Below are 19,292 nucleotides of genomic sequence, written 5' to 3'. Positions count from 1 at the left end.
CAGGCGGGAGAGGAGGGAACGCGATGCCGTTTCCCGTGGCGCGGACGAGGGATGAGGCACACCTCTACCTCGACCTGCACCCGTGCGACGTCTGCGGATCGGTGGAGACGACCTGGCGGCACGGGATCGTCCTGGCCGAAGGGGCGCCGGTCGGCCGGTACGCGGGCACGTGCGCGGGCTGCGGGAACGCACGCGAGCACCTCTTCGCCCTGCCGGAGCGCGAGGTCGTGCCCGTGGGCTACCCGACGTTCGGAGGGCCGGAGCCGTCGCGGCTGCTGGACGCCGGCGAATGGCTGTGGGTGGCCGACCTGACCGCGCGGAACGTTCCCGCCGACGACCCCGCCGAGGAACGTCGCGCGCTGGCGATCGCGGTGGCCGCGGTCGATGAGATCGTCAAGTTCCTGGGCCCCGGTGACGAGGCGGTGCCGGAACGGGCGTTCTGGTCCGAACGCGGACGGCGGGAGCGCGACGCCGAGCCCGCACGGTTCACCCGTGACCGGCTGCTGTCCCTCCGGGAGGACTACCGCGACCGGCTGAGCGGGCACCGACCGGGCCCTTCACCCGAGGCCGGCGGTGCCCCCGAGGCGGGCGGTGCGCCCGAGCGACGCGAAGAAGGAGACTGAGGCCGTGCCCTTTGCCAGGACGCTCCGTGAGGCCGAGCTGTACGCCGACCTCCTGCTGTCCGCGACCGCGTCCGGTGACGAGCCGGAGGCGTCCGGCGGCGAGCCGGCGGGCGGTTCCCGCCCGCGGACGACGCTGACCGAGGGCCCGGACGCCTGGACGCTGCGGATCGAGAGGGAGAGGGCCGGCCAGGGCGACCCCGTCGAGGTCGTGATCCCGTACGCGAGCGAGGCGACCGCTCGGGACGAGGACCTGATGTTCGGCGACGGGCCCTCCGAGCTGATCGACGCCGGGCAGTGGGTGCAGGTCGCCGCCGCGTACGCGCGCCGGGCGATGCTGGAGAGCCTCGACTCCGCCCGTGACACCTCCGACGACGACCTGTACCGGAACGTGGTGCAGGGCTGGGAGGTGGCCCGTGCGGCGCTGCGGGAGGCCGCCAGGTTCCTTCCCCCGGACGCCGACGAGGTGCCCGAGACGGCGTTCTGGTCGGACCTCGGAACGCTCACCCGCCAGGAGGCCCCGGAGCGGTTCACGAGGGCGCGGCTGGAGGAGGAGCTCGCCTTCTACGAGCGGAGCCTCCGGGACTTCCGCAATCTGCGCGACGCGTGACGTCCGGCCCGCAGGGGTCAGTAGCCGACGTATCCGCCGGTGTGGTGGATGAGGTTCCGGATGCCGGGGACGTTGGCCAGCGAACCGTAGCGGTGCAGCGCGTAGTTCACGCCGGCGACGATGTTGTCGACGGGGTTCCAGACGTTGGGCGCCGCACCGCCCGCCTGGCGCATCGCGTACGAGTTGAAGGTGCCGTCGATGGTCTGCATGAGGCCCTTGGAGGGGTGACCGGCGGCGGCGTTGGAGTCCCAGAGGTTGATCGCGTGCGGGTTGCCGCCGGACTCGTACTGGATGATCGTCGCGATGTAGCTGGCGTCGTTCGGGCCGAGATCGATGCCGTGCTGGTGCAGGACCGCGATCGCCTGCCGGATCCACTCCGCGACGTTCCCGCTGGGCTTCTGGAGCGGCGGCGCGCCGCTCGGCCCGTAGTCGCCGTTCCAGCCGCTCGGGCCGTGGCCGCCGGTCGGGCCCGCGCCGCCGGTCGGCGACCCGCCCTTCGGGGGGAACAGGCCGTTCAGCGCGTTCGTCACGCCCGTGTCGGCCTGGTCCGCCCGGTAGATCGCCGCCTTGATCTTCGTCTGCAGGGTCGCCGCGGCGTTCTTGGTCTTGGTGATCGTGTCCTTGTCTTTGGTCTTCGGGTCGATGAGGGGGCCGGGGATGGTGATGTTCCCGTCGCCGTCGACCTCGAAGTGCCACGTGTCCTGGGCCTCGCGGACGGCTGCGAGCAGGTCCTGCTGGGCCTGCTCGAAGTCCTGGCCGGCCTGGACGAGCACGGTCTCGATGGTCTTCAGGCGGCCGGCGGAGTCGGTCAGCCGCGATTTGGCGTCGGTCACCTTGCCGCGGGCCAGCTCGGCGACCATGCCGTCCCAGTGTCCCGGCTGGATGTGCGGGTTGACCCGGTCGTCGACGTACCCGGCGTGGACCAGTGCGGCGTCGGCCCAGTCCTTCCACGCCGCCGCGCTCTGGTGGAACATCGCCGGGTTGGCGTCCCTGAGCTGCTGGTACGAGATCGTCACGTCAGACCTCTCGCGCCGACTCGGTCACCTGCCGGGCCCGGCCCACCGCGCCCCAGGCGGCGTGCTCGGCGCCCGTGTAAGTCGTCCCGGTGTTCAGAAAACGGTGCGTCAACTCGTCGGCCTCGACCGCGTGGCCCTCGAAATGCGCGGAATGCGCCTCATGGAGCCGCGCCAGCGTCCCGACGCATGAGAAACCCTGGTGACCGGACGTGACCGCCAGACATCCCGCCGAAGTCTCGGTGACCGTCCGGCGCAGGCCACGGGCGATCTGATAGGTCCCCTCCGCCGCCGCGGACAGTTTCTCCTGCTGAACCTGCCAGTTGAGAGCGTTGTCGCTCCTCGTCATGCGTTCCCCTCGCAATGGCCGACGTGGCATGACGGATGTCGCACCCGAGAAAAGGCGACTTTACATTACCGGGCATATCACGGCTTCGGCCAGAGACGGGAATGGCCTGCTCGGTACGGTCAGGCGCGGCGGGGTCCCATGACGCGTGGCGCGCGCATCCGGAGGGTCGGCAGGTGCTCCCGGACGAGGAGCCCGCTCGCGGCGAGCACCCAGAGCGCGGCGAGGATGCCCGGGACGTACGTCTCCAGCCATCCGCCGGGCACGAGGACACCGCCGGTGATCCCCAGGGTGAAGGCGGCCAGCAGCCGGATCACCGCGACGATCCCGGCGAACAGCGCCATCCACCGCGGAAGGAGGCGCGTGCGGGCGTTGGCCACGGTGATGGCCGCGAACGTCAGCGCGGTGGCGACGCCCGCGACCGTCCCCACGACCGTCATCGTGGCGTACGGAGCGGGCGCGAACAGCAGCAGCGTCCGGTACTCCGTCATGGCGTACGTCATGCCGGCGAACACCGAGATGGCCATGAACGCCAGCGTGGAGACGAGGATGAACCCGGCGAGGACGACCGTGGGAGCGTCACCGGCCTCGTCCGCGCGCCGGAACGCCGTCGACAGCGCCGCGCCGAACCACAGGAACAACGCGATCCCGATGGCGAAGAGCACCGTGCCCCACATGATGTGCGCCCGATGGGTCGCCAGGTACATGGTGACCGTGCCGACCGGGCTGGTGAGCTGCGGCATTGGTCCCATCACGATCCGGCCGACGACCGCGAAGACCACCGCGCCGATGCCGGCCAGCCCGCCCCACCGCATCTCGTGGCGTTCGCCCATGGAAATCATCTCCTCGGTGAAGTCGACCAGTACTCCAACGGTCGTTCGCCCGAAAAGTCGTTTCTATGGCGATATGTCGTTATTCGCGCAAAGAGGGGATCAAGGAGATCTGGTCCGGGGCGACGGCCGACCAGGGAAGGGTGACCTCCCCGAGTCGCCAGCGCGCCCGCCCGCCGTACGGCGGCGCGGTGAGCACCGGGTGGTCGCGCGCCAGGAGCTGCACCGCGGTGACCCAGCGCTGGCGCGGCCCGAACACCGACTGCGGCGCGGCGGCCGCCCACGCGCGGTCGAACGCGGCCAGCAGCTCGTGCACCCGTTCGCCGGGCACGTTGCGGTGGATCAGCGTCTTGGGCAGGCGCTCCGCCAGATCCGACGGCCGCGACAACGTCGGAAGGTGGGCCGCCAGCGTGATCGTCCGCGGCTCGGCCCCGCCCGGCCGCGCGTCACGACGCCGCACCGCCCCCGCGCCTCGTACCGCGTCCGTACCCCGGGCCGCCGCCGCGTCTCGTACCGCGTCCGTACCCCGGGCCGCCGCCGCGTCTCGTACCGCGTCCGCGCCCTGGACCCTCCCCGCGTCCCGTAGGGCCGCCGGGCCTCGTCCGCCGCCGGTGCTCCGTCCCGCGCCGGCGGCCGGCGTACCGTCCGCGTCGCGGGCGCCGAGGGTCACCCAGGCGGCACGGCGGCCGGTCTCCGCGCAGGTGCCCTCGACCAGAACGCCGTCGGGAGCCAGCCCCGCGCACAGCCGCTCCCACGCCGCCCACGCCTCGCCTTCCCCGTACTGACGCAGCACGTTGAACGCCCGGACCAGCGTGGGCGGGCGGTCGACGGGCAGTTCGAAGCCGCCGAGGCGGAAGGACAGTCCCTCGCGTTCGCGCGGCTTCGCGGCGGCGACCCGGGCCGGGTCGATCTCGATGCCGACCACCTCGACCCGGGGATGCACCACGCGCAGCCGCCCGAACAGCTCGGCCGTCGTGACCGGCGAGGCCCCGAACCCCAGGTCCACGACGAGGGGCCGCTCGGCCCGCCGGAGCAGCGGGCCGTGCACCGAGACGATCCAGCGGTCGGCGCGGCGGAGCCGGTTGGGCGCGGTCGTGCCGCGGGTGATGACCCCTTCGGGCCGGGGGGGACGGGACACGCACCCAGTGTGCGGCCACCGAAGGACCGCCGGGGACGGGGGCCGCCGGGCACGTGCCGGCAAGGACCGCTCGCAACGGGGCGGCCGCCGATGACGCCGTCGGCGAGGACCGCCGGGGACGGGGCGGGGGCCGCAGGCGGGCCGTCCCGGCCTCAGACCCGGTGCACCTTGTGGGCGGCGGCCTGGGCGCGCGGCTTGACGTCGATGCGGTCGATGTTGACGTGCGACGGGCGGGTGACGGCCCAGGCGATGCAGTCGGCGACGTCCTCGGCGACCAGCGGCTCGGCCACGCCGTCGTACGTCTTCGCGGCCTTCTCCTCGTCGCCCTTGAACCGGACGAGGGAGAACTCCTCCGTCCTGACCATGCCCGGCGCGACCTCGGTGACGCGGACCGGCTGGTCGTACAGCTCGAGACGGAGCGTGTCGTTGACGGCGGCGGCTCCGTGCTTGGCCGCGGTGTACCCGGCGCCGCCCTCGTACACGGCGTGCCCGGCCAGCGAGGTGACGTTGACGATGTGGCCGTCGCCGCTGTCGATCAGCTTGGGCAGCAGTGCCTTGGTGACGCGCATCAGCCCGAGGACGTTCGTCTCGAACATCCACTGCCAGTCGGCCGGGTCGGTGTTCGCGACCGGGTCGAGGCCGGCGGCCCCGCCCGCGTTGTTGACCAGGACGTGGCACTGCCGCAGGGACGCCGCGAGCGCGTCGACCGACTCCTGTGACGTCACGTCGAGGGCGACGACCGCGACGGCGTTCCGCCGGCCGGCCGGGTCGGCGCTCTCGATCTCCGCCTTCAGCTTCTCCAGGCGGTCGACGCGGCGCGCGGCGAGCACCACGTCGAACCCCTCCGCCGCGAGCCGCCGCGCGGTCGCCGCGCCGATTCCACTGCTTGCACCCGTGATCACTGCTGTCTTCCGCACGGATGCAATCTTCTCAGGCGCATGGCCTGCGCGGTCACGGGGAGACCCGGGCGAGGGGAATGCGGTTGTGTGGTCGGTAAGTTGCTCTATCGGAGGTGGTGTCCGTGTCGGGTCTCGCCCGCGTAGCGACGATCAGTGTTCACACATCGCCGTTGGAGCAACCGGGGACCGGCGACGCAGGCGGAATGAACGTCTACATCGTCGAGGTCGCCAAGCGCATGGCCGAACGCGGCGTCGAGGTCGACGTGTTCACCCGCGCGACCTCGCGGACGCTCCCGCCCGTCGCCGAGCTGGCGCCGGGCGTCTCGGTGCGGCACGTCGCCGCGGGGCCGCTGGAGGAGCTCGACAAGTCCGAACTGCCGGGTCACCTGTGCGCGTTCACCTCCGACCTGCTGCGTACGGAGGCGGCGCACGAGCCCGGCCACTACGACCTGATCCACTCCCACTACTGGCTCTCCGGTCAGGCCGGCTGGGCCGCGCGGCAGCGCTGGGGCGTCCCGCTCGTCCACTCGATGCACACCCTCGCCAAGGTCAAGAACCTCTCCCTGGCCACCGACGACTCGCCCGAACCGCTCCGCCGGGTGCTGGGCGAGCAGCAGGTCGTCGACTCGGCCGACCGCCTCGTGGCCAACACCGCCGAAGAGGCCCGGCAGCTGATCTCGCTGTACGACGCCGACCCCGACCAGGTCGCCACCGTGCCGCCCGGCGCGGACCTGTCCCGGTTCACGCCGGGCGGCGGCGCGCGGCGCCGGCTGGGCCTGCCGCGGAACGCGGCCGTCCTGCTGTTCGTCGGCCGCATCCAGCCGCTCAAGGCGCCGGACGTCCTCGTCCGCGCCGCCGCCCGCATGATCGAGGACGACCCGGGCCTCCGCGACCGGCTGATCGTCGCGATCGTCGGCGGGCCGAGCGGGTCCGGCCGCGCCCGGCCGGAGGAGCTCCGGCACCTCGCGCACCGGCTCGGCGTCGCGGACGTCGTACGGTTCGAGCCGCCCTGCCCGCAGGACGCGCTCGCCGACTGGTACCGCGCCGCCGACATCACCGTCGTCCCCTCGCACAGCGAGTCGTTCGGCCTGGTCGCGGTCGAGTCGCAGGCGTGCGGCACACCGGTGGTCGCCGCGGCGGTGGGCGGGCTGCGCATCGCCGTACGGGACGGCCGGTCCGGAGTGTTGATCGACGGCCACGATCCTGCGGACTACGCTCGCGTGCTGCGCGGTCTGCTCGGTGCTCCCGGGCGGCTGCGCGCGATGTCGGAGGCCGCCGTACGCCACGCCAGGGCGTTCGGCTGGGACGAGACGGCCGACCGCCTCCTGGAGGTCTACGCCGAGGCCGTCGAGGCCCGCACCATGGCCGTCTCGGCCTGATCGACGAGAGGGGGACGGCATGGGAGCGAACGCCGACGAGAGACTGCGGGCGATCCTGGACGAGCAGGGGCTGGAGTACGAACGGCCGCGCCCCGGCGCGTACCTCGTCAAGCTGCCCGGACGTCACAAGCTGGCCACCATGACCTGGCTGATCGCCGGTGACCACAGCCTGCACGTCGAGGCGTTCTTCTGCCGGCAGCCGGACGAGAACCACGAGGAGTTCTACCGCTGGCTGTTGCGCAAGAACGGCGGGATGTACGGCGTCGCGTTCACCCTCGACCCGGTCGGGGACGTGTACCTCGTCGGACGGCTGCCGCTCTCGGCCGTGGAGGCGGAGGAGATCGACCGCATTCTCGGCTGCGTGCTCACCTACTCTGACGACAATTTCGACCGCGCGTTGGAACTCGGGTTCGCCGAGTCGATCAGGCGCGAGTGGGAGTGGCGCGTGAGCCGCGGGGAGAGCGTCGCGAATCTCCGGCCGTTCGCGCGCATCCTGCCCGGAGCTGCCGCTGACGGCGCGGCGGAGAGCGCCGCCTCCGGCCCTTCGACCGGCCCTTCCTGACCGGTCCTTCCTGACCGGCCGGGCCGGCGGGAAGAGCGAGAGCGAGAGCGCCGGGCGGAGCGATAACGCGTTCTACCCTTCTATGCGTATTGCGCACCATTGGTGGCTTTAAGTAGCTAAACTACCTTGGGTCGCAGGAGTCGGGCCGGAGGGGGCATGGAGTGGCGGATCGGGACGAGGCCCCTAAGAGTGTCGATCTGAGCACCCCCAACGCGGCCCGCATGTACGACTACTTCCTCGGCGGCAAGGACAACCTGGCGCCCGACCGCGCCGCCGCCGAGATGGTCCTGGGGATCGCCCCCCAGATCCGGTTCGCCGCCCAGCAGAACCGCGCCTTTCTCGGCCGGGCCGTGCGGTACCTCGCCGAGGCGGGCATCCGGCAGTTCCTCGACATCGGCACCGGGCTGCCCACCCAGAACAACGTCCACCAGGTCGCGAACTCGGTCGTCCCCGACGCCTCCGTCGTCTACGTCGACAACGACCCGGTCGTCCTCGCGCACGGCCGCGCGATCCTCGCCGGCGCCCGGAACGTCCACATCGTCCAGGCCGACCTGCGCCGCCCCGAGGAGATCCTCGAGAACCCCGAGGTCCGCGAGCGCCTCGACTTCGACCGGCCCATCGCGATCCTGCTCGTGGCGATCGTCCACTTCCTCCAGGACGCCGACGACCCCGAGAAGGTCGTGGCGCGGTTCCGGGACGCCCTTCCGCCGGGCGGGTACCTCGTGCTGAGCCACGTCTGCGGGGACGCGCTCCCGGAGGCCGTCGAGCCCGTCACCGAGATCTACCGGCGCTCCTCGACCCCGATCATCGCCCGCGGCACGGAGCGGATCCGCGGCCTCTTCGGTGACCTCGACCTCGTCGATCCCGGTCTGGTCAACGTCTCGGCGTGGCGGCCCGACACGGTCGAGTCCAAGCGGATCGCCGAGCGCTATGCGCAGAGCTACTTCCTCGCGGGTGTCGCCCGGAAACACTGAGGCCGAGGCGAGGCACTACGCTCGTTTGCCATGGCGACTTTGGTACTTCTCCGGCATGGCGAGAGCGTCTGGAACGCCGAGGGGCTCTTCACGGGCTGGGTGGACGTCGATCTTTCCGAGAAGGGGGAAGAGGAAGCGGTCACCGGCGGTGACCTGCTGCTCGACGCCGACCTCAAGCTCGACGTCGTGCACACCTCGGTGCTCAAGCGGGCGATCCGCACGGCCAACATCGCGCTCGACGCGGCGGAGCAGCTCTGGATCCCCGTACGGCGGTCCTGGCGGCTCAACGAGCGGCACTACGGCGCCCTGCAGGGCAAGAACAAGGCGCAGACGCGTGAGGAGTACGGCGACGAGCAGTTCATGACCTGGCGCCGGTCGTACGACACGCCGCCGCCGCCGATCGCCGACGACGACCCGCTCTCCCAGATCAACGACCCGCGGTACGCCCTCCTGCCCTCGGAGCTCATCCCGCGCACCGAGTGCCTGGCCGACGTCGTCGACCGCCTGCTGCCGTACTGGTACGACGCGATCGTCCCGGACCTCGCGGCCGGCCGTACGGTCCTGATCGCCGCGCACGGCAACTCGCTGCGCGCCCTGGTCAAGCACCTCGACGGCATCTCCGACGAGGACATCGCCGGTCTCAACATCCCCACCGGCATCCCGCTCCTCTACGAGCTGGACGAGGACTTCGAGCCGCTGAAGAAGGGCGGCGAGTACCTCGACCCCGAGGCCGCCAAGAAGTCCATCGAGGCCGTCGCGAACCAGGGCAAGAAGTGAACTAACGCTTTCCCGCCACAAAGAAGATCCCGGCAGCGCTCGCTGCCGGGATCCACTCGTCTCGGGGGTGGGGACTACTCGGCGATGTCGGCCGCGTGCTCGCCGGTGACCAGGTAGACGACGTTCTCCGCGACGTGGACCGCGTGATCGGCGAACCGCTCGAAGTAGCGGCCGGCCAGGGAGATGTCCACGGCCGGCTCGACGCCGTGGCGCCACTTCGGCGACAGCAGCGCGTCGAACAGCTTCCGGTGCAGCCGGTCCATCTGGTCGTCGTCGCCGTCGAGCTCCAGGCCCATCTCGACGTCGTGGGAGGCGATGACGCTGCCCGCTTTGGCGATCATGCGCTCGGCGATCTGGCCCATCTCCAGGACGGTCGCCTGAAGCTCCGGCGGGATCGCCGACTCGGGGTGCCGCCGGCGGGCCGTCTTGGCGAGGTGGACGGCGAGGTCGCCCATTCGCTCGATGTCGCCGCTCATCCGCAGCGCGGCGATCAGCATCCGCAGGTCGCGGGCGACCGGCTGCTGTCGCGCCATCAGGTCGAAGACCGTCTCCTCGATCTCCGTGTTGAGCTTGTTGACCTGCTCGTCGCAGCTGATGACCTCTTCGGCGAGCCGCAGGTCGGCGTCCAGCAGGGCGGTGCTGGCACGTGTCATGGCCGACCGCACCAGCCGCGTCATCTCCACGAGCTTGTCGGAGAGCCCGTCGAGCTCCTCGTGGTAGGCGTCTCGCATAAAGATCCTTAAAAGAGGCGTGGATATCCAGTTGGCAGCATCGTCGGACGGCATGAACGGTCGCGGAGTTGCAGGTTAACTTTTGACGAACGTCCTTGCGTCCGACCTGGTCGGCGCGCGGAGCCCGACAGGATTCCGCCTACGATCCAAGGTGTGAATGTGGAGGTTGTCGCCGGACTGGCGAGTGGCGTCGGGCTCCTCACCGGCCTGGTGGCAGGGCTGGCCGTGCGCGCGAGCGAGCGCGCCCAGCGGCCCGCCGACGTCCCCTCGCCGGTCTCGGGGCTGCCCAGCGGCGTGGCGTCCGTGCTGAGCGTCCTCCCGTCCTCCGCGGTCGTCATCGACGGCGAGGACCGTGTGCTGCGCGCCAGCTCGGCCGCCCGTGCCTTCGGCCTGGTCAGCGGGGACCGGTTGCTCGTCGACGAGCTCATCGCCATGGCGCGGCTGGTGCGCCGCGACGGGGAGATCCGCGAAGAGGAGATCGAGGTCGTCCACGGCCGCCGGGAGGGCCGCTGGTTCTCGGTCCGGGTCGCGCCCATGGGATCGCACGGTCTCGTCCTCGTCCTCGCCGAGGACCTGACCGAGTTCCGCCGCGTCGAGGCCGTCCGCCGCGACTTCGTGGCGAACGTCAGCCACGAGCTCAAGACGCCCGTCGGCGCGCTGTCCCTGCTGTCGGAGACGGTCGAGGAGGCCGCCGACGACCCCGAGGCCGTGCGCCGCTTCTCCAAGCGCATGCAGCACGAGTCCGCCCGCCTGACCAACGTCATCCAGGACCTCATCACGCTCACCCGGTTGCAGGGCGGCGAGGTCGTCGAGCGGCCCCGTACGGTCGCCCTCGACGACGTCGTCCACGACGCCGTCGACCGGTGCCGCCTCAAGGCGGAGCCGAAGGAGATCACCCTCGCCATCGGCGGCCGCGACGACCTGCGGGTGTACGGCGACGAGGAGCTGCTGATCACCGCGGTCCGCAACCTCGTCGACAACGCGATCGCCTACAGCCCCGAGCGCACGAGGGTCGTCGTCTGCACCCGCCTGGCCGACGAGAGTCACGCCGAGGTCAGCGTGACCGACCAGGGCATCGGGATCCCCGAGGCCGACCTCGAGCGCATCTTCGAGCGGTTCTACCGCGTCGATCCCGCGCGGTCCCGGCAGACCGGTGGCACCGGCCTGGGGCTCGCGATCGTCAAGCACGTCACGACCCGGCACCGGGGCGATGTGAACGTCTGGAGCAAGGAGGGATCCGGCTCGACCTTCACCATCCGCCTTCCGCTGCTTTCCACCTCCGCATCCGCGAAGGAAACACCTGAGCAAGACACCGTACGGGAGGCCCCCTAGTGACCCGAGTGCTCGTCGTGGAAGACGAGGAGTCGTTCAGCGACGCGCTGTCGTACATGCTGCGCAAGGAGGGTTTCGAAGTCGCCGTCGCGGCCACCGGGCCGGACGCCCTGGAGTCCTTCGACCGGTCCGGCGCCGACCTCGTCCTGCTCGACCTCATGCTGCCCGGCCTGCCCGGCACCGAGGTGTGCCGGGAGCTGCGCACCAAGTCGAACGTCCCGGTGATCATGCTGACGGCCAAGGACAGCGAGGTCGACAAGGTCGTCGGCCTCGAACTCGGCGCCGACGACTACGTCACCAAGCCGTTCTCCTCACGGGAGCTCGTCGCCCGCATCCGCGCGGTGCTCCGCCGCCGCGGCGACGGCGAGGAGCTCGCGCCCGCGACCCTGGAGGCCGGGCCGGTCCGCATGGACGTCGAGCGTCACGTCGTGACCGTCTCCGGCAACGAGGTGCCGCTGCCGCTCAAGGAGTTCGAGCTGCTCGAGGTGCTGCTGCGCAACGCCGGGCGGGTGCTGACCCGGATGCAGCTGATCGACCGCGTGTGGGGCGCCGACTACGTCGGGGACACCAAGACGCTGGACGTGCACATCAAGCGCCTGCGGGCCAAGATCGAGCCGGCTCCCTCGACGCCGCGTTTCATCATCACCGTGCGCGGACTCGGCTACAAGTTCGAGCCCGACGAGTAAGCCGCGACGGGAACGGCTCGGCGGCCGTACCGCCACGGGCTCCGGGAACGCCGGAGCCACCGCGGTACGAGCCGCCTTGTGGCGTGCCGCGGTGAGACTCGCGTAACAGGAGCGCGGCACGGGCGGTACGGGCCGTGGCGCGACGCCCGTGAACGCGAGAGCCCGCTACCGGCCGCCGCAGGGCGAAGATGATCAGGCGGCGCTCCTACTCCTCGCGAACGGCGGCCGTCCGAGATGCAGCGACCTCAACGCACCGGCCTCCCGTGCCGGTGCCACGCCTGCTCTTGCGAGGTGTCCGACCGGCCCAGGGTTCTCATGGGCCCCGGTATCGCGTGAGGAGGCGTTCGCCGGTACGCGAAGTGGCCGAGCCAGGACGGCCATTCGTCAGCGCCGAGGATTTCGGTGCCGTGAGCGACCACGACCCTCGGCACTGACGGTAAGACCCGATGGTCCGCCCCTACCCGGACCCACGCGCAGGGACAGGACGCGGGATCGGGACAGGTCGGATGGCGCCGAGGGCCCCTCGCGGCCGGGAGCCCCGGTGAGACGCCTGAGAACGCGAGAGCCCGCCGGATTCGATGTGGAAAGTCCGGCGGGCTTCGTCGTGGGCGCTCCGTGGCGCTCAGGCCGTCGGAGCGCCGTCGCGCTCAGCTGGTGGGCTTCGCGGAGGCCTTCTTGGCCTTGGCGTGCTTGGTCGGCGTGGCCGCGCCCGCGGTGGGGCTGGTGCTCGCGCCCGGCGTCGGGCTCGCGCCCGGCGTCGTGGGGGAGCCCGGGGCGCCCGGCGTCGGGGTGGTCGCGATGGTCCCACTCGGCGCCGGCGGGTAGGTCGAGTAGTAGTCCGCCCGCGGGATGACGGGGACCGTCACGGTCAGCGAGCCGGCCTGCTGGAAGTGCAGGGTGAGCCGGATGTTCTCACCGCCGTTCAGCGGCGCCGTGAGGCCGCTGAGGATCACCAGCGGGGTCGCGGCCCCGGTGGTGCCGGCGGGGCTCGACGCGCTCGCGGCGGGGCTGCTCGGCGTGCTCTGAGGAGTGGCCGTGCCCGACTTGCCGGGCTTGGCCTTCTTTCCGGCCTTGCCCGGGGAGCCGCTCGCGCCCGGGGTCGCGGTCGCGCCCGGCGAGGTGGCCGGGGTCGGCGTCCCGCTCGGCGAGGTGCCGGGGGTCGGCACGCCGGCCGGGCGGCTGCCGGACTGCGGGTTGAGCGAGATCAGCTGGTTCGACGGCAGGTCGATGCCCCCGCCCGCGATCTGGACCGACTGCGCGACGCCCGGCGCGTCGACGCCGACGAGCCGGTCCGAGCCGGCCTTGTCGACGATGTAGGCGTAGAACGGCGCGTTGGCGCCCTGGGGAAGTCGCTGGCCGGGGTCGGGGCCGAGCACGAAGGCGTTGCGCACGTCGACGTGGCCCACGGAGGCGTTGACGCCTTCGGTCAGGCGGGTCGGCAGCACCGACTGCGGATGCTGGCCGGCGCCGCAGGCGGACACCAGCGGCGCGACGGCGAAGGCACCGGCGATGGCCATGGCGACGGCCCGGCGACGGTTGCGGCTCACGGCGTCGTTCTCTCCTTGGGCTGGGCTTGGGTCTTCCGAGGCGTGCGGAACGCCCGGTCTGAAGCGTAGCGAGGGTATCCGCACCGGCCTTGACGGGGGGCGGCTTTTGTGGTTCCCCGCGGGTGGGCCGAGCAGTCCCCTCGCGGTGGGCCGGGCGGTTCCCCGAAGGTGAAGGCGGGCCGAGGGGCTTCCTTGCGGTGGGCCGGGCGGTTCCTCCCGAAGATGGGGGCGGCCCGAGCGGTCCTCTCGTGGTGGGTCGGGCGGTTCGCCCGGGCTAGGCGGTTCTCCACGGCCGGGGCGGGCCGGTACCCGGAACGACTCTGCCCGGAGGGCCGTAGGAACGTCCTGCCGGGCTCGGAGCGCTCAGCTCGGGGTGTGCAGCGCCTGCAGATCCGGGGTGAGGTTCCGGTTCGGCTGGACGCCGCGGACGATCTCGCGGACGATCTTGTCTGGCCGGACGAGCACCGCCGTGAGGCCCGCCGCGCGGAAGGAGGTCGAGAGCACCCGCTCGGGGTCCTCGGCGGGGATGGCGTCGCCGCGCGGGACCGTGTCGGCGAGCCGCCGTACGTCGTCCGCGTCCTTGCCCGTGCGCCCGTCCGCGATCACCCAGGTCTGGACGCCCTGACTCACGGCCTGCTGGGCGACGTGCGTGACTGCGGCGTCGCAGCGGCAGTCGCGCGGCACGATCAGGACGACCCCGGCCACGTTGATCAGCGTGTCGACGGGCATCGTCCGGCCGTTGACGACGAGGGTTCCGGACGGCAGGGCGCCACCGGGGTCCCCCGGCCGGTGGCGTACGGCGCCGGTGGGCGGCACCTGGACGGCGTGGTTGACGGGGCGTGGCGAGACGACGGTCATCAGCACTCCGCTGATGAGGGCGACGAGGACGGCGCTGGCGATGAAGGGCGCGGCGATGCCGTAGCGCGTGAACGGGCGGGCGAGCCGCTGCCACCGCTCGCGGCGGCGTTTCTGGCGCAGCTCACGGCGGTACGCGAGCACGTCGCGGTCGAGTTCCCGCGCGTCGTCCGGGACGACGATGTCGACCTTGGGAAGCCCATAGTCGTCAGGGTCGCCGTGAAGCCCCACGCCACACCTACCTTCTCGGACCGCTGCCGGCCCCACCCGGTCCCGTGCCGCGTCCACAGCGGGATCACGGGCCCGTGTCGGCTCGTCCATCTCCAGTATGAGCCGCTTCCGTCGCCGTGTGAGCGGTGTGGCCCAAACCAATCGCCATGGCCCGGTGTTGCACCGAATTCGTGCTTTGTCAATACCCTAATTACCGCGCTGACCTGCGTATATGTCCGGATGGTCGGTTCAGCAGGTCCCTGCAGCGTGCTACCCTTATCCATAGCGGAAGGGGTACTTGTCACATGACTTTCAAGGTCGGCGACACTGTCGTCTACCCCCACCATGGGGCTGCTCGGATCGAAGCCATCGAGACTCGTGCCATCAAAGGTCAGGACAAGACCTACCTGGTCCTGAAGGTCGATAAGGGCGATCTCACCGTTCGCGTTCCCGCGGAGAACGCCGAGCTGGTCGGTGTTCGTGACGTCGTGGGCCAGGAGGGGCTTGAGAAGGTGTTCGAGGTGCTTCGCGCACCCTACACCGAAGAGCCCACGAACTGGTCGAGGCGTTACAAGGCGAACCTCGAGAAGCTCGCATCCGGCGACGTCAACAAGGTCGCCGAGGTCGTCCGAGACCTGTGGCGGCGTGACAAGGAGCGCGGCCTGTCGGCCGGCGAGAAGCGGATGCTGGCCAAGGCGCGGCAGATACTGGTCAGCGAGCTGGCGCTGGCCGAGAAGACCAACGAGGACAAGGCCGAGGCCCTCCTCGACGAGGTCCTGGCCAACTAGCGTCTTGGCGACTCGGTTTCCACGGGTGGGCGTCGGAGTCGACGTCCACCCGTTCGCTTCCGGCCGTCCACTCCGGGTGGCGGGCCTCGACTGGTCCGACGAGGGCGACGGTCTCGCGGGACACTCCGACGGCGACGTGGCGGCGCACGCGGCCTGCGACGCGCTGCTGTCGGCCGCCGGTCTCGGCGATCTGGGCGCGGTCTTCGGCACCGCCGACCCGCGCTGGGCGGGCGCCTCCGGCGTCGAGCTCCTGCGTGAGGTCGACCGCCGCATCACGGCGGCCGGCTACGCGATCGGCAACGTCTCGATCCAGGTCATCGGCGTACGCCCGCGGATCGGCAAGCGCCGCGCGGAGGCGCAGAAGACGCTGAGCGAGGCGCTCGGCGGCATCCCGGTCAGCGTGGCCGGCACCACGACGGACGGGCTGGGCCTCACCGGCCGCGGAGAGGGCCTGGCCGCCATCGCCACGGCCCTCGTCCTCGTCTGAATCCTCGGCGCAAAGCGCGGGGTCAGTGGAGTGCCGGCAGGACGGCTCCCGCGACCTCGCCGAACCCGATCGGCACGCCGCCGGGCCCGCTCGCGGTCGCCCGGATCCGTACGGTGTCGCCGTCCTCCAGGTAGGCCCGGCGCCCGTTGGGGAGCTCCAGCGGCTCGCGGCCGTCCCAGGTGAGCTCGATCAGGCAGCCGCGCTGGCCCCGTTCCGGCCCGGACACCGTCCCCGAGGCCATCAGGTCACCGGTGCGCAGCGCCGCGCCGTTCACGGTCGCGTGCGCGAGCTGCTGCGGCGCGGTCCAGTACATCGTCGCGAACGGCGGGCGGCTCACCACGTGCCCGTTCAGCTCGACCTCCAGAGTCAGATCCAGCCCCCAGGGCTCGTCACAGCGCAGGTACGGCAACGGCTGCGGATCCTGGGCCGGCGGGGCCGTACGGGCGCTCTCGAGGGCCGCCAGGGGCACCACCCACGGCGAGATCGACGTCGCGAAGGACTTGCCGAGGAACGGCCCGAGCGGCTGGTACTCCCACGCCTGGATGTCGCGGGCGCTCCAGTCGTTCACCAGCACGAAGCCGAACACGTGGTCGCGGAACCCGGTCGTCGGCACGGGTCGACCCAGTTCCGAGGGCACGCCCACGACGAAGCCGACCTCCGCCTCGATGTCCAGCTTGAGCGAGGGCCCGAACACCGGCCCGTCCTCGGTCCTGCGCTGCCCGCGCGGCCGTACGATCGGCGTCCCGGACGGCACGACGGTGCCGGACCGGCCGTGGTACCCGATCGGCAGGTGCAGCCAGTTGGGCGGCAGCGCTGCGGCGTCCGGCCGGAAGATCCGGCCGACGTTCGTCGCGTGGTCGCGCGAGGAGTAGAAGTCGACGTAGTCGGCGACCTCGAACGGCAGGTGCAGCTTCACCTCGCTCAGCGGGACCAGGTGCGGCTCGACCCGGTCTCGGTGCTCCGAATCGGTGAGCAGCGCGGTCAGACGGTCCCGGGTCGCCTCCCAGGCGGGGCGTCCGGCGGACATGAACACGTTGAGCGTTTCGGCGGCGAACCACCGCCGGTCGGCGAGCAGCCCCGCCGCCGCGAGTCCGGCCAGGTCCAGCACCTGATCACCGATGGCGACCCCCACCCGCGGCGGCTCGCCGCGCCGGGAGAACACGCCGTACGGCAGGTTCTGGATCCCGAATCCGCTGCCCTCGGGCACGTCGACCCACGTTTCCATGATCCCTACCTTTCCAGGCGCGCCCGGAGGTCCGAAAGGACCCACGCAGTCGGTCATCCTCCCTCTCGCGGGTGAGCAGTCCCCCCTCGTCTTCGGGAATCGGCGTCCGACGCGCGCTGGCTACGGTCACGGCCATGGTTCTGTTCGAGCGGCCGCGACGCCGGCCTGGATTCGCGGTCGCGGTGCTGCTCCTGCGGTACGCGGCGGGCACGGCCGCGTTCGCGGCGCGGTCTCGGCTGGGGTTCCCCGGCGGGCAAGGCCGCGTTCGCGGCGCAGTCCTGGCTGGGGTTCCCCGGCGGGCCGCCGATGTCGGCCGCTGAGAAGGAGCACTACTTCGGGGACGCGGCAGACGGCGCAGTGGATGGCGACCGCGACCGGCCTGCTCGGCGCGTGCGTGGCGCTCGCCACGGTCACCTCGCTCGGGCGGCGACTGCCGCGTAAAGCGATGCTGGCGGGACTTGCGGTGATGCCGGCGGCCTTCGGCGCCGGTGCGGTGATCTTCCGCAGTCTGGCGCGCTGGGATCTCCTGCTGTGGTCGCCGTTCTTCCTGCGGTGGGGGTGCGCTGGGACGACCGGGTGACGGCTGGCGAGGAGCCGGCCCGCGAGCGCGCCGGTGACACGGCCGAGCGTCCCCGCCGGGAGCCCGGCCCAGGGGACGAGTCGATCGCGAGCGCGCCGGTGACGCGGCCGGGCGGCCCTGCCGGGGGCTCGGCCGCACGCGCGGCCCTGGACGGGTCAGCCCCGCGGCGGAGTGGGAGAGCTGCGGAACGTGCTCGACGGCGGCGTCGACGCCACGTCCTCCTCGTCGGAGGCGCTCCCGGAACCGGCCGGACGCCCGCCCTCGGGCGGGCTCCACGGTCCGTCGTCGTCGGCGTCCGGGTTTTCGGCCCGGTCGTCGGCGTACGCGTCCTCCTGCTCACCGGCGGGCGTCTCGCCGGCCACACCGGGTATCGGGATGCCGTCCGGATCGGTGTCGCGGAGCCTGATCCCGTCCGGCTGCGTGTCGCCGAGCCGCCCGGTCTGCGGCGGCCCGACCAGCCGCACGTCGGTCGGCAGCGAGGTCCGGGCCACCCAACGCGGTGGAGGCTCTTCCTGCTCGGGGTCCACGGGCGTGTTCGGCACGGGCACCATCACCTCCGCGTCGGTATCCGGTACGAGGTCGTCGTCCGGCTCGGTGCGTTCCGCGGGCCGGGAGGTCTCGCCGGTGTCCTGCCCGGCCGCGGGCTCCGCGCCCGGGGGCAGGGCGGGGCCGGGCTGCCACGCGCGATCTGCCTGCCGCTCCAGTTCGGGTGGGAGCGCCGGTTCCGGATCCGCTGCGACGGGCGCGGCCGGGCGGGGCAGGGGGATCCGGTCCTCGCGGGTCCGCTCCGGTGCGGTCTCCGGTTCTCCGTCCGCCTCCGCGACGCCGTCGTGGCGCGCCCCGGCCGGTCGGAGGTCCGGGTCGGTCTCCCGGCCGGGTGCGGTCCCGGGTTCGGGCCGGTGTTCGTCCGACGCGGTCGTCACCGCGCTCTCGTGCGGCCGGTCCCGTACGGCGTCGTGGCCGGGCTCCAGGGCGAGGGGCGGGGCCGGGCGTGGGAGCGGCCGGGTCTCGGCGTACGCCTCGTCCCCGAGACCGGGGATGAACGCCCGGTCGCCGTCCGTCGTGTCGGGCGGGGACTCCGGGGCCGAGGGGGCCGTGGGGGCCGCCGGTGGCACGGCGTCGCGCCGCCGGGTCCGTACGAGCTGCTTGATCATGGAGAGCCACAGCCAGACGGCGACGGCGAGGATCACCCAGGGCGCCGCCGCGACCCCTCCGGACAGCCACGTGCGGGGCAGGCCGCCGTAGCCGTGGACCGCGCGTTCGACCCCGGCCGCGCCGGCGCCGACGATCAGTGCGAGGAGCAGCAGCCAGCGGATCGCGCGCGCCCACCAGGCGGACCGGCGCGCGGTGAGGATCGACAGGATCACCACGACGATCAGGCCGTCGACCATGCCGGGGTACAGGAACGCCCGGTGCCGGTCCGCGCCGCCCTGGAGGGCGAGCGCTCGCAGGTCGTCGTAGGACAGCACGAACGTCGCGCCGGCCAGCGCCGCGACGCCGACGCCGCCGGCCGCCGTCAGCAGCCGCCGCTGCGCCGTGGAGTACGGAGCGGGGGAGTCACTCATAGCAGGGAAGCCAACCATCGTCTCGGAGGGTTCCCTTATCTTGACCGGATCAACGTGCTCCTGCTCTCACCGCGCGCCCGCGTGTCGCCCGGCTCGGCGCGGGAGGGGTCCGGGCCGCGTCCGATCGGGACCGGGGAA

General features: G+C 72.2%; 22 protein-coding genes. 12 read left to right on the top strand and 10 right to left on the bottom strand.

The features are described from left to right. Positions 1–23 precede the first annotated feature (23 nt). Together NE234_RS07615 and NE234_RS07610 are read left to right on the top strand one after the other, a co-directional pair. Positions 24–623: a hypothetical protein gene (locus tag NE234_RS07615; RefSeq protein WP_252778144.1), complete on the top strand. Its 600-nt coding sequence runs from the start codon at positions 24–26 to the stop codon at positions 621–623. Positions 624–627: 4 nt separating this feature from the next. After that, positions 628–1,230, top strand: coding sequence for a hypothetical protein (locus NE234_RS07610; RefSeq protein WP_252778143.1), 603 nt, complete (start codon positions 628–630; stop codon positions 1,228–1,230). Between the two features lie 17 nt (positions 1,231–1,247). Here NE234_RS07610 and NE234_RS07605 read toward each other — a convergent pair whose 3' ends face one another. The 5 genes from NE234_RS07605 to NE234_RS07585 form a co-directional block, all read right to left on the bottom strand. Continuing rightward, the gene (locus NE234_RS07605; RefSeq protein WP_252778142.1) at positions 1,248–2,246 is read right to left on the bottom strand and encodes a transglycosylase SLT domain-containing protein; all 999 of its coding nucleotides are present in this window, start codon (positions 2,244–2,246) and stop codon (positions 1,248–1,250) included. A 1-nt stretch (position 2,247) separates the two neighbouring features. Further along, a complete protein-coding gene (locus tag NE234_RS07600; protein ID WP_252778141.1) occupies positions 2,248–2,592 on the bottom strand; it encodes a hypothetical protein in 345 nt (114 codons plus the stop codon). A 119-nt stretch (positions 2,593–2,711) separates the two neighbouring features. Then, a complete protein-coding gene (locus NE234_RS07595) occupies positions 2,712–3,422 on the bottom strand; it encodes a hypothetical protein (RefSeq protein WP_252778140.1) in 711 nt (236 codons plus the stop codon). Between the two features lie 79 nt (positions 3,423–3,501). Beyond that, positions 3,502–4,557 (bottom strand): class I SAM-dependent methyltransferase, encoded by a 1,056-nt coding sequence (locus NE234_RS07590; RefSeq protein WP_252778139.1) that lies wholly within the window; start codon positions 4,555–4,557, stop codon positions 3,502–3,504. Between the two features lie 152 nt (positions 4,558–4,709). Beyond that, positions 4,710–5,474 (bottom strand): SDR family NAD(P)-dependent oxidoreductase, encoded by a 765-nt coding sequence (locus NE234_RS07585; protein ID WP_252778138.1) that lies wholly within the window; start codon positions 5,472–5,474, stop codon positions 4,710–4,712. Positions 5,475–5,578: 104 nt separating this feature from the next. Here NE234_RS07585 and mshA point away from each other — a divergent pair, with 104 nt between their 5' ends. The 4 genes from mshA to NE234_RS07565 all read left to right on the top strand — a co-directional run bounded on the left by mshA (position 5,579) and on the right by NE234_RS07565 (position 9,148). Continuing rightward, complete coding sequence (gene mshA, locus NE234_RS07580) at positions 5,579–6,835, top strand: D-inositol-3-phosphate glycosyltransferase (protein ID WP_406566954.1); 1,257 nt, start codon at positions 5,579–5,581, stop codon at positions 6,833–6,835. A gap of 19 nt (positions 6,836–6,854) precedes the next feature. Beyond that, a complete protein-coding gene (locus NE234_RS07575; protein WP_252778136.1) occupies positions 6,855–7,397 on the top strand; it encodes a type III secretion system chaperone family protein in 543 nt (180 codons plus the stop codon). 161 nt (positions 7,398–7,558) lie between these two features. Further along, entirely contained in the window at positions 7,559–8,371 is an 813-nt protein-coding gene (locus tag NE234_RS07570; RefSeq protein ID WP_252778135.1) for an SAM-dependent methyltransferase, read from the top strand. A 30-nt stretch (positions 8,372–8,401) separates the two neighbouring features. Further along, a complete protein-coding gene (locus NE234_RS07565) occupies positions 8,402–9,148 on the top strand; it encodes a phosphoglyceromutase (protein ID WP_252778134.1) in 747 nt (248 codons plus the stop codon). A gap of 74 nt (positions 9,149–9,222) precedes the next feature. On the opposite strand, the gene phoU is transcribed toward NE234_RS07565, so the two are convergent. Then, positions 9,223–9,879, bottom strand: coding sequence for a phosphate signaling complex protein PhoU (gene phoU / locus NE234_RS07560; RefSeq protein ID WP_252778133.1), 657 nt, complete (start codon positions 9,877–9,879; stop codon positions 9,223–9,225). A gap of 159 nt (positions 9,880–10,038) precedes the next feature. Between phoU and NE234_RS07555 the strand changes: the two genes are divergently transcribed. Together NE234_RS07555 and NE234_RS07550 are read left to right on the top strand one after the other, a co-directional pair. Then, on the top strand, positions 10,039–11,211 hold the full coding sequence (locus NE234_RS07555; RefSeq protein WP_406566957.1) for a sensor histidine kinase: 1,173 nt from the start codon (positions 10,039–10,041) through the stop codon (positions 11,209–11,211). After that, positions 11,211–11,897, top strand: coding sequence for a response regulator (locus NE234_RS07550; RefSeq protein ID WP_252778131.1), 687 nt, complete (start codon positions 11,211–11,213; stop codon positions 11,895–11,897). Before NE234_RS07555 ends, NE234_RS07550 begins: the two co-directional genes overlap by 1 nt. A 647-nt stretch (positions 11,898–12,544) precedes the next feature. On the opposite strand, the gene NE234_RS07545 is transcribed toward NE234_RS07550, so the two are convergent. Continuing rightward, a complete protein-coding gene (locus NE234_RS07545) occupies positions 12,545–13,444 on the bottom strand; it encodes an RAD23 family protein (protein WP_252778130.1) in 900 nt (299 codons plus the stop codon). A 363-nt stretch (positions 13,445–13,807) separates the two neighbouring features. Further along, entirely contained in the window at positions 13,808–14,530 is a 723-nt protein-coding gene (locus NE234_RS07540; RefSeq protein WP_252778129.1) for a hypothetical protein, read from the bottom strand. 284 nt (positions 14,531–14,814) lie between these two features. Between NE234_RS07540 and NE234_RS07535 the strand changes: the two genes are divergently transcribed. Then, the gene (locus NE234_RS07535; protein WP_252778128.1) at positions 14,815–15,297 is read left to right on the top strand and encodes a CarD family transcriptional regulator; all 483 of its coding nucleotides are present in this window, start codon (positions 14,815–14,817) and stop codon (positions 15,295–15,297) included. A 25-nt stretch (positions 15,298–15,322) separates the two neighbouring features. Beyond that, positions 15,323–15,784, top strand: a complete 462-nt coding sequence (gene ispF, locus NE234_RS07530; RefSeq protein WP_252778127.1) for a 2-C-methyl-D-erythritol 2,4-cyclodiphosphate synthase — start codon at positions 15,323–15,325, stop codon at positions 15,782–15,784. 22 nt (positions 15,785–15,806) lie between these two features. Here ispF and fahA read toward each other — a convergent pair whose 3' ends face one another. Next, entirely contained in the window at positions 15,807–17,012 is a 1,206-nt protein-coding gene (gene fahA, locus NE234_RS07525; RefSeq protein ID WP_252778177.1) for a fumarylacetoacetase, read from the bottom strand. Between the two features lie 131 nt (positions 17,013–17,143). Between fahA and NE234_RS07520 the strand changes: the two genes are divergently transcribed. Beyond that, complete coding sequence (locus NE234_RS07520; RefSeq protein ID WP_252778126.1) at positions 17,144–17,329, top strand: hypothetical protein; 186 nt, start codon at positions 17,144–17,146, stop codon at positions 17,327–17,329. 41 nt (positions 17,330–17,370) lie between these two features. Continuing rightward, complete coding sequence (locus NE234_RS07515; protein ID WP_252778125.1) at positions 17,371–17,589, top strand: hypothetical protein; 219 nt, start codon at positions 17,371–17,373, stop codon at positions 17,587–17,589. A gap of 155 nt (positions 17,590–17,744) precedes the next feature. Here the strand turns inward: NE234_RS07515 and NE234_RS07510 are convergent, their stop codons facing one another. Further along, positions 17,745–19,154: a DUF2637 domain-containing protein gene (locus NE234_RS07510; RefSeq protein WP_252778124.1), complete on the bottom strand. Its 1,410-nt coding sequence runs from the start codon at positions 19,152–19,154 to the stop codon at positions 17,745–17,747. Positions 19,155–19,292: the final 138 nt, after the last annotated feature.

Source organism: Actinoallomurus rhizosphaericola, from assembly GCF_024055675.1.
In the GTDB taxonomy this organism is placed as follows: Bacteria; Actinomycetota; Actinomycetes; order Streptosporangiales; family Streptosporangiaceae; genus Actinoallomurus; species Actinoallomurus soli.
The sequence above is the reverse complement of the archived record's forward strand: the minus strand, read 5'-3'. Positions and strand labels throughout refer to the sequence as shown.

Bases quoted from the DNA above. Each gene is read 5' to 3' on its own strand.
- NE234_RS07535 (WP_252778128.1), top strand. From the start codon at position 14,815: ATGACTTTCAAGGTCGGCGACACTGTCGTCTACCCCCACCATGGGGCT.
- NE234_RS07595 (WP_252778140.1), bottom strand. From the start codon at position 3,422: ATGGGCGAACGCCACGAGATGCGGTGGGGCGGGCTGGCCGGCATCGGC.
- NE234_RS07615 (WP_252778144.1), top strand. From the start codon at position 24: ATGCCGTTTCCCGTGGCGCGGACGAGGGATGAGGCACACCTCTACCTC.
- NE234_RS07600 (WP_252778141.1), bottom strand. From the start codon at position 2,592: ATGACGAGGAGCGACAACGCTCTCAACTGGCAGGTTCAGCAGGAGAAA.
- NE234_RS07575 (WP_252778136.1), top strand. From the start codon at position 6,855: ATGGGAGCGAACGCCGACGAGAGACTGCGGGCGATCCTGGACGAGCAG.
- NE234_RS07515 (WP_252778125.1), top strand. From the start codon at position 17,371: ATGGCGACCGCGACCGGCCTGCTCGGCGCGTGCGTGGCGCTCGCCACG.
- NE234_RS07520 (WP_252778126.1), top strand. From the start codon at position 17,144: ATGGTTCTGTTCGAGCGGCCGCGACGCCGGCCTGGATTCGCGGTCGCG.
- NE234_RS07510 (WP_252778124.1), bottom strand. From the start codon at position 19,154: ATGAGTGACTCCCCCGCTCCGTACTCCACGGCGCAGCGGCGGCTGCTG.
- phoU (WP_252778133.1), bottom strand. From the start codon at position 9,879: ATGCGAGACGCCTACCACGAGGAGCTCGACGGGCTCTCCGACAAGCTC.
- NE234_RS07565 (WP_252778134.1), top strand. From the start codon at position 8,402: ATGGCGACTTTGGTACTTCTCCGGCATGGCGAGAGCGTCTGGAACGCC.